The sequence below is a fragment of the Mesorhizobium sp. M1066 genome (assembly GCF_040318635.1).
Classification (GTDB): domain Bacteria; phylum Pseudomonadota; class Alphaproteobacteria; order Rhizobiales; family Rhizobiaceae; genus Mesorhizobium.
The window spans coordinates 232,708-246,082 of record NZ_JAMYMR010000003.1; the positions used below are offsets into that span (position 1 = coordinate 232,708).

General features: G+C 61.5%; 12 protein-coding genes. 8 read left to right on the forward strand and 4 right to left on the reverse strand.

Annotated features, from left to right (window positions below; all coding sequences use genetic code 11):
* Positions 1-268: 268 nt before the first annotated feature.
* From NKH52_RS06870 to NKH52_RS06885, 4 genes are all read right to left on the reverse strand, one after another.
* Positions 269-448 (reverse strand): hypothetical protein, encoded by a 180-nt coding sequence (locus NKH52_RS06870; RefSeq protein WP_127297448.1) that lies wholly within the window; start codon positions 446-448, stop codon positions 269-271.
* A gap of 433 nt (positions 449-881) precedes the next feature.
* Positions 882-1,094, reverse strand: a complete 213-nt coding sequence (locus tag NKH52_RS06875; protein WP_127297446.1) for a hypothetical protein — start codon at positions 1,092-1,094, stop codon at positions 882-884.
* Positions 1,095-1,727: 633 nt separating this feature from the next.
* The gene (locus NKH52_RS06880) at positions 1,728-2,396 is read right to left on the reverse strand and encodes a Crp/Fnr family transcriptional regulator (RefSeq protein ID WP_352728836.1); all 669 of its coding nucleotides are present in this window, start codon (positions 2,394-2,396) and stop codon (positions 1,728-1,730) included.
* Positions 2,397-3,757: 1,361 nt separating this feature from the next.
* Entirely contained in the window at positions 3,758-4,708 is a 951-nt protein-coding gene (locus tag NKH52_RS06885) for a LysR substrate-binding domain-containing protein (protein ID WP_352728834.1), read from the reverse strand.
* A gap of 123 nt (positions 4,709-4,831) precedes the next feature.
* Here NKH52_RS06885 and NKH52_RS06890 point away from each other — a divergent pair, with 123 nt between their 5' ends.
* From NKH52_RS06890 to NKH52_RS06925, 8 genes are all read left to right on the forward strand, one after another.
* Positions 4,832-5,872, forward strand: coding sequence for an aromatic ring-hydroxylating dioxygenase subunit alpha (locus tag NKH52_RS06890; RefSeq protein WP_127297837.1), 1,041 nt, complete (start codon positions 4,832-4,834; stop codon positions 5,870-5,872).
* Positions 5,869-6,996: a 2Fe-2S iron-sulfur cluster-binding protein gene (locus NKH52_RS06895; protein ID WP_352728481.1), complete on the forward strand. Its 1,128-nt coding sequence runs from the start codon at positions 5,869-5,871 to the stop codon at positions 6,994-6,996. Before NKH52_RS06890 ends, NKH52_RS06895 begins: the two co-directional genes overlap by 4 nt.
* Before the next feature lie 46 nt (positions 6,997-7,042).
* Positions 7,043-8,164 (forward strand): aminotransferase class I/II-fold pyridoxal phosphate-dependent enzyme, encoded by a 1,122-nt coding sequence (locus NKH52_RS06900; RefSeq protein ID WP_352728479.1) that lies wholly within the window; start codon positions 7,043-7,045, stop codon positions 8,162-8,164.
* On the forward strand, positions 8,161-9,168 hold the full coding sequence (locus tag NKH52_RS06905; RefSeq protein ID WP_352728477.1) for an FAD-binding oxidoreductase: 1,008 nt from the start codon (positions 8,161-8,163) through the stop codon (positions 9,166-9,168). The genes NKH52_RS06900 and NKH52_RS06905 overlap by 4 nt, the downstream gene beginning before the upstream one ends.
* Positions 9,074-9,679, forward strand: a complete 606-nt coding sequence (locus NKH52_RS06910; protein WP_352728475.1) for an FAD-binding oxidoreductase — start codon at positions 9,074-9,076, stop codon at positions 9,677-9,679. Before NKH52_RS06905 ends, NKH52_RS06910 begins: the two co-directional genes overlap by 95 nt.
* Positions 9,680-9,750: 71 nt before the next feature.
* Complete coding sequence (locus tag NKH52_RS06915; protein WP_352728473.1) at positions 9,751-11,721, forward strand: DUF2817 domain-containing protein; 1,971 nt, start codon at positions 9,751-9,753, stop codon at positions 11,719-11,721.
* 72 nt (positions 11,722-11,793) lie between these two features.
* Positions 11,794-12,591, forward strand: coding sequence for a transporter substrate-binding domain-containing protein (locus NKH52_RS06920; RefSeq protein ID WP_352728471.1), 798 nt, complete (start codon positions 11,794-11,796; stop codon positions 12,589-12,591).
* A gap of 76 nt (positions 12,592-12,667) precedes the next feature.
* Positions 12,668-13,375: an ABC transporter permease gene (locus tag NKH52_RS06925; RefSeq protein WP_352728469.1), complete on the forward strand. Its 708-nt coding sequence runs from the start codon at positions 12,668-12,670 to the stop codon at positions 13,373-13,375.

Consider the following 13,375-nt stretch of genomic DNA (forward strand, 5'->3'; position numbering starts at 1 on the left):
AACCGGGGTTGTTGAAGGCGACAACATTCGCCCGTAACACCCCATGCATCCCAGACCCCAGCTATTTGTAATTCAACCAATTATAATGGGGCTTGGAGCAATGGTTACCGTCGCTTGGCATCTCCACCTTAACCGCATGGGAACTTGTTCCCGAAGGATACGCAGCGTCGATTCCTGCTTGATCTACAAATGTGCGATCATGCACATATGGGCAGGCCGGGCAGCAGAAGATGACCGGATAACTTTGCTCTGAGCACCTATCTTCGGCCTAACGCAGGCGTTGCCGGAGCAGTTGCCGCGCCTCACGAAGCAGGGAATTGCGGTCGGTGCCGATCAGGCGAATGAGCTCGCGCACCTGACCCTCGGTGATGCCGGTCTCTCTGACAATTGACCGCACTACTGCTTCATTCTCTTTCTCGCTCTGACGGTCGTCGTTGTCGTCGCCCATGGTGAATTACGCCTTCTCCATAGCCCCAACCTCTCAGTCTGGTAACTTGTTCCTCGACAGCACGGTAAACCTTATTGTGCGCGTTTGAGCGGCAGGCAGAAGTAGCCTCAATTGTTTCCGCTTTCAGGACCCTGGCCTCGCGCAGCAACGATGACCAGTCAGCTCCCACCACATTGAGCAGGACCGAATGGGAACAGTGTGCATCCCCGAGCGCTTCACGTCAAAGCAATGGAACAATTATGGCTAGGTTTGGTTCATCTCCGCCGTGCGGCTATAGCCGCCAGAAATGCACGGGCCGCTGCATCGCATGCCACGCGCGAAGGGCCGTTGGAAACCATGATGATTTTTGCGGCCTTGATCGTCAAACCATGTTTAGCAGCGAACTCGGAGGCTTCGTATGCCGGATCGTCTGGGTCAACATTTCCCCCCAACCTTACTTCGGCCACGAGACCTCCAGATCTCGTATGTTCTGGCGGGTTTGTTGCAGCGAGTGGTGCATGCGAGCCAGCAATTCATCGGCGGCCGCAGTCGGGCTGCCTTCGTGGGCGAGCAAACCCGCAATGATGTCCTGCTTGGAAACGATACTTTCGGTGTGACCAAGTTGGCCCATCAAATACGCGAATCTGATCTCTAACTGTGCAGACATCGGCTTTGTCCCTGCTGGGGTGAAAGCCTGATGATCGCTCCCAAACGCCCCATCCCTGTTTGTTCTTGCTTTTGAGGCGACTTCGACAGTCTGCGCTTGTTAGGCGTCTATAGCGATCGTTCGTTCGGTTACGTTTTGACGTGCGCGTTAGGCTGCCAGCCGACCTCCGCTGCGCGACTATCCCGTCGGGGGAGTGATGCGCGAACTGCCTCGGAACATCTATGCTGACGTGGTTCTAGCCATGGTCATCTACTTGATGACCACGCAAAGATGACATCGGTTTCGCTCGCAGATGCGATTGCGGAAGTTCACAGGGTCGTCAGTACCAAACTCGCCAACGACATTGAAGTGCTTGTTGTCAAAATGGCCTCATCGCGCGCCTTGGCGGTGATACTTGACCGAAGAGTGGCCGGAACCTAACGATCGGGGGCGAGCTTAAGTCTAAAAACCCAGGGCCGGCATGAGGGCGCCGAACCCGATGATGAACGGGAGAATTCCTCGGCGATAGGCGGGACCTTCGGCAATGATTATAGCATGAAAGCTCACCATACGCCGCCCGATCTCGGCCCATGATGCGAACCGGCTCATTGAAAGATGCGCCCTGCCCGGGAGATTTGATGGTCCACGTCAGTGTCAGTGAAGCTGCCCGATCAAGCGCGCGTACTCGGCTTCGGGCTTTCCGTATGAGCCGGCCGCGGTCTCGATGAGACCGGCCCGGTCGCGGATGACGACCTTCCCACGCGTTGAGCGGATCAAACCCTGGCCCTCCAGTGTCTGGAGCGCGATCGTCACGCCCGGACGTCTCGTCCCGAGCATCACCGACAAGAATTCATGCGTTATTGCCAGACGCTCCCGTTCGACGCGGTCAGCACACATCAGCAGCCATCTGGCCAGTCGCCCGACGATGTTCAGTCGGGCATTGATCAGCCCGGTGTAGCTGGCCTGCAGGTGAAAATAATGGACGTACCGGAGGAGGAAAGGCCGCAAGGTCGGGCTCTTTGCAAGCGCTGCGGCGAACGGGCCAGCATCGATGCTCAGAGCATCGGCGTCCACTTGAACGTAGCAGTCATGCATGGATTGATCGTCCCCCATGATGAGGGCCGATCCGGTCATCCCTTCAAAGCCGATGATGCCCACCTCCGCTTCGATCGCCGAACTCAGTTCGGCCACCACCGACCCAACCCCGCTCTCGAAGAAATATACCGCCTGGATCTTTGCCCCCGCTGTCTCAAGCTGGGTTCTCAGCGGGAGGGACACGCTTTGCAGATGAGGCCGCAGAAGTGCCAGGTCTGCTGGGTACATCCTCAGCAAGAGCTCATTCCTGTAAACAGGCTCTTGGATGATGATAGGTTGGGCAGAAATGTCCGATTGTCGATTGGAGCTAGTCATAGCCACCTGCCTGGTTGGGGCGGAAGCACGATGATCGCTCACAGCCGGCGGTGCCCTGAAAACTGACCGCCGATCAACGCACGGTACGCTTATCTCAGCGCATGTCGAATCTTCTCGTTTACCTTCATCGAAACCTCGTGCGCTTTTTCGACGATCTGCAGCAAATCTCTTATCGATTCCGCCATGAAGGAGCGATTACGACGGCATTCCTCCCGAAGAGCCTCGCCGTCCTCTGAAAGGACCATGTGAACGTGCACAAGCTCATCGATGCGTCGCTGACCCGGGTTCATCGTCCCTTGCCACGCAACACCTCGTAGAAAGCAGCCTCGTCAAAAACCTCGCCGGTGTGTCGGAAGAGCGACATTGCTCGCGCGCTCAATTCCGCCGCGTCCGGGCTACCTTCACGCAGCACATTTTCTCGGCAAATCCGGTCATACACCCTCCGCAATGCGGCGAGTTCTTCTGGATACGCGATGCGAGTTGAGAGTGGAGTTCGGTCATGGCTTCCTCCTCATGGAGCGGAAGCGCGATGGTCACTCACAGCCGGGGAGGCCCTGAAAAACTTCCGCTAACAGACATGGTAGAACCGAATCTATGAGAGTCGAGCCGGGTCCTGGTTTTGGTTATGAACGTACAATCGGACAAACAGTGCTGATCTTTGTCTGCTATAGCAAATGTCCCGAGCACTGAACGACCTTGCTCAAATGAACGAAAACCCCGCCACTTGAGGTCCCACCATCCGCCGAGACTCGGCGGCATCTAATGCGGGGAACCTGCCGTTTCGCTCCTAGCCAACGGTCCGCACAATTGACGTCTGGCACGCCCGCCGGGCGTCGTTTTGCATTCGACAGGCGCTGAACGGTGGCGTGCCCCGCCACTGCACAACAGACGCCAAATGTCGGTCCAGTATGCCGTGACCAGCGAATCCAACGCACGGCAGCCTTGCCCGCCAATTCCCGAGCTTCCACCGGTCACGCCGGCCCGACCGCGAATAGATGCCGGCTGGCCCGGTGGAGAGCTCGGTCCAGCGCGCGCTCTCTCGTCCAATGATCGGCCCAACACCGCGAAGAAAATGGTTGCACGCCCTGGCAAGTGGGCGACGTGGCTGTCGGCTCGCCATTCATCTTCCTTGGCAGGACATCATCCCTGCCTTCGCCGCTATCAACCCGCACGCGACAGCCCCAAAGCTCATGGGGTGGTCCTTCGGTCTACCAGCGTCGCTATCTGACTGGAAAGCGCGAAACACTCGTGCCTTTCATGTTCATTTTTCGGCTCTATCGCCGCAGCATCTCCAGATCAGTGTTCGACTGTCCTGCTAAGGTTGCACCCAGTTGCCTGGAAATCGAAACAATCCAGGCTCGCAACTCAGGACCAAAGGACTTCTCCAGTATAGCCCGATCCCAAGCCAAAAAATAGGGTTCCGGCAGTCTGATCCGCTTGTCGAACGGAGCGACGAGCCTGCCCGACGCGATATCGTCGCCGGCCATCGACAGTTGCGCCAGCACAAAGCCCCTTCCGTTGGCCGCCGCATCAATCGCCGCGCTCGACAGGGAAAAGGCCACTTCGCCGGATGTTCTGCGGTGCACCTCGCCGATGGTTGCGGCCCATTCCGCCCATGTCGGCGGCGAGCGGTGATCGCGGGCCCATTCGATGCTGAGAAGCGGCAGATCGAGAATATCGGCGGGCTTGCCGACCGGATGTTTCGCCAGCAGCGTTGGCGAGCAGGCCGGTACCACCCAGTCTGTGAACAATTCGGTGTAGTGCTCGAAATCACGATATTTCGTGCCGTACGAAATACGGAAGTCGACTTGTTCGGCGCCCAGCCTTGGCTCCGTCTCGGCGCCGACCAGCCGCACGGTCGCGCCTGGGTGGGCAACCTGCCAATCCAGCAATTGCGGTCCGATCCATTTGCTGGCCAAGGACGGCAGGCAGGAGATGGTCAAAGTGTCCGCGGACCGGGCCCGTTCGATGAGATCCTGGGCTTCGCGAATGTGTTCTAAGCCAACGGAAACCGCTGCGTGGTAAACGCGGCCCAGCGCGGTAAGGGCGACACTCCTGCCGCGCCGTTCCAAAAGCCGCGCCTCCAGGGCCTCTTCGGCCTTGCGGATCTGCTGGCTGACCGCGCCGACGGAGACGCCGAGCTCGTTGGCCGCTGCCGTCACGCTGCCACGCCTTCCGAATGCCTCGAAGGCCTGTATCGCACGAAGTGGGGGCGTCTTCTTCACCTGGGCAACGATCTTGGGGTCAGCTTGATTTAGTTTTTCTAAAATAGAACGCAGATGCAAGCCCTATGTCGCCCCAGGCCCGCAAGATATTGGTTTAAACGTTCACAAGCTCGGGAGGACGCCATGTTTCTTCGAAACTGCTGGTACGTTGCCGCATGGGACCATGAGGTCGCCGACAGGCTGGTGCCAACCCGGATACTTGGCGAGGATATTGTCCTCTACCGCCGGACCGATGGCGTGGTGGCGGCGCTTGAAGATGCATGCCCTCACCGCAAGCTGCCGCTGTCCATGGGCCGCATCAAAGGCGACACTGTCGAATGCGGCTATCACGGCCTGACCTTCGACAGCACGGGAACCTGCACACGGGTGCCAGGCGCGGAAAAAATACCACATGTTGCCTGCGTCCGCTCCTATCCGATCGCTGAGCGCTACGGCTTGCTCTGGGTCTGGATGGGCGAGGCGGCAAAGGCCGATCCCGCGCTGATTTTCGCGGTCGACCACTGGGGCGATCCGGCGTGGGGCGTCAATCGCGGCGAGTCCATGGCGCTCGATTGCAACTACCTCTACATGACCGACAACCTGCTCGACCCCTCGCATGTATCGTGGGTCCATCAATCCTCCTTCGGCGGTGTCCAGGCCATGGAGGATGCGCCGCTCGAAACCACCGTGGGCGCTGATGGCGTGACGGTGTGGCGCTGGGTAGTCGATGCCGCGCCGGCTCCCTTCTATGCACCCTTCCTCAAATTCTCCGGCAATTGCGACCGCAAGCAGCACTACGAGGTGCGCTACCCCTCCAACGCCATCATCAAGGCGATCTTCGTGCCGGCCCGCACCGGCGGCGAGGACAAGCCGCTGCACGAGGACGTGTTCCTCATGGACAGCTACAATTTCATGACGCCGGTCGATGAAAACCAGACGAAATACTACTGGTTCCAGATGCGCAATTTCGCCCCCGACGATCTGGAGGTTTCGCGCCAGTTCGCCACCTCCGTGCGCGGCGCCTTTGACGAGGATCGCACCGTGCTCAATGCCGTGCATAAAGGCATGGCCAACAAGCGCACGCCCAATCTCGATCTCAAGATCGATGTCGGACCGCTGCGCTTTCGCCGCAACCTGGCCAAGCTGATCGCCAGCGAGAGCCAGCAATTGGCGGCTGCCGAATGAACGCATTCACCGCTCGCGACACCATCGCAACGAGCGGGTTTCGCGACCTGAAAGTGGTCGCGAAGGTGCGCGAAAGCGCCATCATCACGTCGTTCCATATCGAACCGGTCAATCCACAGGACTGGCGCGACTTCGAGCCGGGCCAGTTCCTGGTGTTCCGGATTCCGGTAACGCGGGAGGCAGCCGGCGAAAGGGGATATGTGCTGCGCAACTACAGCGTCTCCTGTTCCCCCGACAGCACCCGCTACCGGATCAGCGTGAAGCGTGAGGCAGCACCCGCGCCAGGGCTGCCCGACGGGGTAAGCTCGTGCTTCCTGCACGACCGGATCGAGGTCGGCGATGTGCTTCAGGCCGAAGGGCCGCGCGGCGATTTCGTGCTCGACAAGGGCAGCAACCGGCCGGTCGTGCTGCTCAGCGGTGGTGTCGGGCTGACGCCGATGGTGTCGATGCTGCATGCGCTGGCTTCGATGCCGGACCGCCGCGCCGTCTTCATCCACGCTTGCGAAAACGGCGATGTGCATGCCCTGCGTGACGAGGTGACCGGCCTGGTCACGATCCGGCCCCGCCTGGCCGCGCACTACTGTTACCGGTCCCCGTCCGAGCGCGACAAGGCCGAGCAGCGCTTCCACAGCGAAGGCATGATTTCGCGGGACGTGCTACAGCGCCTGCTGCCGATCGATGATTATGATTACTACCTCTGTGGTCCACCGCCGTTCATGCAGGCGATCTACGCCCTGCTGCGCGAGCTTGGCGTGCCGAGGCATCGCATTGCCTACGAATTCTTCGGCCCGGCGACGGTGCTTGAGCCCGATGTCGTGCAAATTCCCGCGGTTCCGGCGCAGCCGGCAAGGGTCGAGCCGGCCGGGGAAGCGACAACCGTGGAATTCCGGAAGTCGGGGCTGACGGCCGTCTGGGATAGCTCGGCCGCATCGTTGCTCGACTTCGCCGAAAACCAGGGGCTGTTGCCGCAATTCAGCTGCCGGGCCGGGATCTGCGGCACATGCAAGTCGCAGCTGATCTCGGGCGACGTCGCCTATTTCGAAGAACCGCTGGACGAGCTTGGGGAAGGCGAAGTGCTGCTGTGCTGCTCGAAGCCGCGCGGATCAGTCGTTCTGGATATTTGACTAGTCATAATGCCGCGTGCGGGTGCGGGGAAACGGAAATTGGGATTTGGAACAGTCGGTCAAACCAGCGTCGAGCCTGCCGCTCAATCCATATGTTGCCGCCTTGCCGCCCTACAATGCCGGCATGAACATCGCAATGGCGCGGGCGCTGAGTGGCCGCCACGATATCGCCCGGCTGGCCAGCAACGAGAACCCGGATGGGTGTTCTCCCGCTGTCTTGGCCGCATTGGCTTCGTCAGCTTTCGAGCCATGGCGCTATGCCGATCCGGCCTGCATTGCACTGCGGTCGGCGCTTGGCGAAAAACTGGCGGTCGATCCAGGCCTGATCGTTGTCGGCAATGGTTCCGAGGAGATGATCGCTGCCATCTCGCGCGCCGTCCTGGTGCCGGGCGCCTCGGTCGTCACGACGGTGCCGAGCTTCGGCCTGCATGAGATAGAGCCGCTGGCGGCGGGTGCCGATGTCGTTAAGATTGCGATGACACCCGAAATGGGGTTCGATCTTGCCACGCTCGAAGCGGCGATCGCCGTCGGGCCTCGGATCGTTTTCATATCCTCGCCTTGGAACCCGGTCGGGCCGGGTCTTGACCACCCCAGCCTGCAGCGGCTGATCGCCACCGTGCGGCCCGGCACGCTTCTTGTCCTGGACGAAGCTTATTTCGAATTCGCCGATCCCGGCGCGCCCGACGGCATCGAGGTCCTGCGCGACACCAGCATCGATTATGTGGTGCTGCGGACATTTTCGAAAGCTTATGGGCTGGCGGGGCTGCGCGTTGGCTATGCTGTCTGTTCCGGCCTCGAACTGGCAAGAGTGATCGCAGCCGCCAAGACGCCGTTCAACGTCAATGCGGCGGCGCAGACCGCCGCCATCGCGGCACTCGCCGACGAAAGCTGGATGAAGGCGTCGGCGGGCCGCGTCAGGGCCGAGCGCGCGCGCACCGCCGCCGCACTTGCCGGCCTTGGCTTCGGGGTTGCGCAGTCGCAGACAAACTTCCTTTTTTTTGACTGCAGGAGCGACAGTTCGAGCCTTGCGGCGGGTCTCCTGAAGCAGGGGATCATCGTCAAGGCGTGGCGCGAAGCCGGCTACGAGCACTATCTGCGCGCCACCATCGGCTTGCCGGCCGACAACGACCGGCTGATCACAGGACTTCAGGGATTGGCGGCGCGATGAGCAGCCTCGCGTCTCCCAGCCAAACGACCTGCATCGAGCAAGCGGTGCCGTTGTCGGTTGTCGCCGCGATCCGCGATGTCGTTGGCGCCTCGAATGTGCGGACCGGTGATGATGTCGGGGCGATCGAGCTTGGTTCGAACGGGACTGATTGCGGCGCCGGCATCGTCGTTGCGCCTTCATCGACCGGCGAGGTCGCGGCAGTGGTGCGCTTCTGCCGCCAGAACGAGATTCCCATGGTGCCGCAGGGCGGGCGGACCGGCCTGGTCGGCGGCAGCGTTTCGCGGCCGGGCGAGATCGTTCTTTCCCTAGCACGCATGAACCGGATCGAGCGGCTCGATCCCGTCGAACGCGTGGCGGTCGTCGGTGCCGGTGTTACCCTCGAAGCTTTGCAGTCTACCGCATTTGAGCACCGGCTGGAGCCCGGTATCGATCTTGCCGCGCGCGGCTCGGCGACGATCGGCGGCATGGTGTCCACCAATGCGGGTGGCGTGATGGCCTTTCGCAACGGGGTCATGCGCCACCGCGTCCTTGGCCTGGAGGCCGTGCTGGCCGACGGATCGGTCTATTCCGATCTGACCCGGGTGGTGAAGAATTCCGCCGGCTACGATCTGAAGCATCTTTTCATCGGTGCCGAGGGCACGCTTGGCATTGTGACCCGCGTGGTCGTCAAGCTCGACCCTTCGCCGCGAGCCACCGCCACCACCCTTTTCGGCCTGCCGTCGGTTGAAGCGGCTCTGCAGACCATTCGCCTGGCGCTTGAATCGGATGCTGGGCATCTGCGCGCGGCGGAAGCGATGTGGACCTCGTATTTCAGCCTGGCCGCCGCCGCGCATGAATGGTCCGAACCGAGCGTGCCGCTCGACCAGCCGCTGTTCCTGCCTGTCGCTTGGCGGCGCGCGCGAAGAGGCGTTGCGCGAGGATTTCGAGCGCATCTATTCGGAAGTGATGGAGTGCTATCCCGAAGCCACCGGCATCATCGCCGGCTCGCGGCGGCAAGAGGATGACCTGTGGCGGTTGCGCGAGGACACCGGTGTGCTCTATCGCGCCCATCCCAATGCGCCGTCCTTCGACGTGTCGGTGCCGTTGTCGGAAATTCCGGCCTATCTCGGAAGAATCCTGCCCGGGCTCGCCGCGATCGAACCGGGTCTGGCGCCCTATATCTTCGGGCATCTGGCCGATGGGAACCTGCATATCATCCTCAACCGCCAGGGGCCGCTGGCGCCTGACATGGCGGAAGCTGTCGAGGGCGTCCTGTATCAACAACTGCAAGAGATTGGCGGTTCCTTTTCGGCCGAGCACGGTGTTGGGTCGAAACGCATCCATTCCTTGTTGGCGACGGCTGATCCGACGAAGCTCTTCGCGATGGAGCGGGTGAAACGAGCCCTGGACGATCGATCGATCATGAACCCCGACAAGGTGCTTCCCTCCGACGCCTGGTTCGTCCGGTCCTCCAGGCCATTCCTTTCCGGCAAGGAGCGCCGATTGCCCTCACAACGCGAGCGATCACAACGATGAATAGGCCCACGGTGGAACGACAGGGAATAAACGGATTGACCGCAACCGCCAGCCGTCCCGTGGGATCAACCATGCGCCATGATGAGCCGGCATCAGCCTATGCCTTTGATTTCGCCACCCTGCGTCAGGGATTTCGCGAAGCCGCTGAGCGGGCGGGCGCGGAACTGTCTGAATATGTCCATCCGCTGAACGGCCCGGATGGCGAGACGCTGGCGACGGATGTGGCGCTGCTTGGCCGCCGCGATGCGCGCAAGCTGATCGTGCTCATCTCCGGCACGCATGGTGTCGAGGGGCCGTTCGGCTCGACCTGCCAGACCGCCTGGCTCGGCCAGAAGAACCTGCGGCGCTTACCCAACGACACGGCGATCCTTGCCATCCACCTCATCAATCCCTGGGGCACAGCTTGGTCGCGGCGCGTCAACGAAGACAATGTCGACCTCAACCGCAACTTCATCGACTGGTCTTCGAGCACTCCGGTCAACAACGGTTATGCCGGCCTGCACGACGCCGTGGCCTATCGCGAATGGGAAGGGCCGGATCGCATAGCGGCCGACGAGAAGCTCGCCGTGGCGCGCAAGAGGCTTGGGCATGCCGGGCTGGCGGCGATCGTCGAAGCCGGCCAGTATGAGTTCGCCGACGGCATGTTCTACGGCGGTGGCGGCCCGGCCTGGTCGAACCGCACCTTGAACGAAATCCTGAAGACCTTCGCCGGCGCAGCACGCCAGGTCATCGTCTTCGACCTGCATACCGGCGCCGGGCCTTACGCTTATCCGGCTCTGCTTTCTGTGGCGAATTCCGAGCATGACGGCCTTGCCTGGGGCAAATCCATCTTCGGGCCGGCGCTGGCGACAGTCCTGACAGGCCAGGGTGCCAAAACCGACACCGGCATCGCAGCAACGGCGACCGGCTATGTTTCCGACGCCGTGCGCAAGGCAATGCCGAATGCGCGTGTGCTGCCACTTGTCGTCGAATGCGGCACGCTGGACGGCCCGGCCGTCATGGAGGCGGTGCAGGCCGACAACTGGCTGCATCAGTTCGGGAAACTTGATTCGCCCCTGGGCAAGCGGATCCGGGACACGCTGCGCGCTGCCTTCATTCCCGATGATCCGGATTGGCGGCGCACCTGCCTGTCCAGCAGCCTGCGCTATTTCGACCGGGCGCTGGCGGACCTGCGGACTGTCGAGGTAACCCAGGACGCGGCCCTCAGCAGGGAACAGACGCCGCCAACAATTCCCGCCGTGGCGGCCGACACGGCGCCCGCCGACGAAGCGAACATCGCCACGCCGGCCGTGCAGATCGACGAGCTTCACAAGAGCTTCGGCTCGCTTCTGGTGTTGAAGGGCGTCAACCTCACCGCCCATGCCGGCGAAGTCATTTCCATGATCGGCTCGTCGGGCTCGGGCAAGAGCACGTTCCTGCGCTGCATCAATCTTCTGGAGCAGCCTGATGGCGGCAAGGTCGCCATCGACGGTGAAGTCATCAAGATGAAGCCGCTGTCGAACGGCCGTCTTGGGCCTGCCGACATGGCGCAGGTCGAACGCATCCGTGCGCGCGTCGGCATGGTTTTCCAGAACTTCAATCTGTGGCCGCACATGACGGTGGTGGAGAACATCATCGAGGCGCCCCGGCACGTGCTGAAGGAGCCCCGCGACAAGGCCGTCGAACATGCGCACGCCTTGTTGAAGAAAGTCGGGCTCGCCGACAAGCACGCCCACTATCCGGGCCAGTTATCAGGCGGCCAACAGCAACGCGCCGCGATCGCGCGCACGCTCGCGATGCGTCCCAAAGTCATCCTCTTCGACGAACCGACTTCGGCGCTCGATCCCGAACTGGTCGGCGAGGTGCTGCGGGTGATCCGTCAACTGGCGGAGGAAGGCAACACCATGATCCTCGTGACACATGAGATGCAGTTCGCGCGCGAGGTCTCCCACAAGGTTCTGTTTCTCCACCAGGGAAAGGTGGAGGAAGAGGGTGCGCCCGCGGAGCTGTTCGGCAGCCCGCGCTCGGAGCGTCTGCGCCAATTCCTGGCACGGACACTGTGAGGGAAGCCCGCATCCTCGAAGCGTCCGGTTCGCACCGGACAACCGCAATGAAGATCAACAAGGGGAACTGACATGAAACTGAAATTCTTGACGCTGCTCGCATGTCTCGCGGGAAGCATGGGAAGCGCATTGGCGGCCGAAGGCGAGTTGTCCATCGGAACGGAAGGCGCCTACCCGCCATGGAGCATGTCCGACGCCAATGGCAACGTCACCGGTTTCGACGCCGATGTCGGCGCGTTGCTGTGCACCAAACTCGCGGTGACCTGCCATTTCGTCGTGCAGGCGTTCGACGGGTTGATCCCGGCGCTGAAGGCCAAGCGCTTCGACGTCATCATCTCGGGCATGTCGATCACCGCCGATCGCAAGAAGGAGATCAATTTCAGCGTCGGCTATGCCGAACTGGCCAACATGTTCGTCGCGGCCAAGGGTTCTGATCTGGCCGCCATCACCGACGTCGACACGCTGCTGAAGTCGCTCGACGGCAAGAAGGTCGGCGTGCAGGCTGGCACCACCCACGCGCATTTCCTCGAGAAGCGTGCGCCCAATGCCGACCTGAAAACCTACGACACGCTCGACCAGATGCAGATCGACCTGGCGAGCGGCCGTATCGACACGGCTTTCGCCGATCAGTCCGCCTTGCAGGATTTTCTGGACAAGCCCGATGGCAAGAACTTCCAACTGGTCGGCGTTGAGATCAAGAGCACATACGACCCGACGCTTGGCGAAGGCATCGGCGTCGGCATCGCGCAGGACAACACCGAACTCAAGGCCAAGATCGACAAGGCGCTTTGCGAGCTGATCGCGGACGGCTCGGTCGGCAAGGCAAGCCAAAAATGGTTCAAGACGGACATTTCCCGGCCCTGCAAATAACGCGTTGGAAACCTCGCATGCGCCCGGACCGCCGGGCGCATGCGCTTCATTGGCACGACAGACTAGGGCAACGCAGATGGAATTCGGTCTCTGGCAGGTTTGGGAAGCGGGTTGGGTGACCGCCATCCTGCGTGGCGCGTCGATAACGATCCTTGTGGGTCTTGTCAGCATGGCCGCCGGGTTGGTGATCGGCATTGTCTGCGGCCTGATCAAATGGGCCCGGATAGTTCCGCTCTCGCTGCTCGTTGATGCCTATACTTCGCTCGTGCGTGGCGTGCCCGAACTGCTCATCATCTACCTGTTGTTTTTCAGTTCGGTTGAATTCGTGACCAAGGTCGTGACCGCCTTCGGCTATGCCGGTGTCGCGGAGAGCGGCTATGCGTTCGTCATCGCGGTCATCGCCATCGGCGCGATCTCCGGCGCCTATTCGACCGAGGTCGTGCGCGGAGCCTTGGGGGCGATCCCCGATGGGCATATCGAGGCCGCTCGCGCGCTCGGTCTATCGGGCGTGCGGATCTTTCGCCGCATCATCGCGCCGCAGATGCTGCGCATCGCGGTTCCCGGCATCAACAATGTCTGGCAGACCACGATCAAGGACACGGCCCTGGTCTCGGTGGTGGGCCTTCAGGAATTGATGCGCATTTCATTCATTGGCGCCAATTCCACCCGCCACCCGTTCATCTTCTACCTGATTGCGGCTGCCGTTTATCTGGTCATCACGCTTGTAAGCCAGGCCGGTTTCGATGGAATCGAGCGCCTGCTCAGGCTCCGGACAAGAAAGTAG

Excerpts from the sequence above, each read along its gene's own strand:
- NKH52_RS06870 (WP_127297448.1), bottom strand. The coding sequence starts at position 448 with ATGGGCGACGACAACGACGACCGTCAGAGCGAGAAAGAGAATGAAGCA.
- NKH52_RS06875 (WP_127297446.1), bottom strand. The coding sequence starts at position 1,094 with ATGTCTGCACAGTTAGAGATCAGATTCGCGTATTTGATGGGCCAACTT.
- NKH52_RS06880 (WP_352728836.1), bottom strand. The coding sequence starts at position 2,396 with ATGTACCCAGCAGACCTGGCACTTCTGCGGCCTCATCTGCAAAGCGTG.
- NKH52_RS06890 (WP_127297837.1), top strand. The coding sequence starts at position 4,832 with ATGTTTCTTCGAAACTGCTGGTACGTTGCCGCATGGGACCATGAGGTC.
- NKH52_RS06895 (WP_352728481.1), top strand. The coding sequence starts at position 5,869 with ATGAACGCATTCACCGCTCGCGACACCATCGCAACGAGCGGGTTTCGC.
- NKH52_RS06905 (WP_352728477.1), top strand. The coding sequence starts at position 8,161 with ATGAGCAGCCTCGCGTCTCCCAGCCAAACGACCTGCATCGAGCAAGCG.
- NKH52_RS06915 (WP_352728473.1), top strand. The coding sequence starts at position 9,751 with ATGCGCCATGATGAGCCGGCATCAGCCTATGCCTTTGATTTCGCCACC.
- NKH52_RS06920 (WP_352728471.1), top strand. The coding sequence starts at position 11,794 with ATGAAACTGAAATTCTTGACGCTGCTCGCATGTCTCGCGGGAAGCATG.
- NKH52_RS06925 (WP_352728469.1), top strand. The coding sequence starts at position 12,668 with ATGGAATTCGGTCTCTGGCAGGTTTGGGAAGCGGGTTGGGTGACCGCC.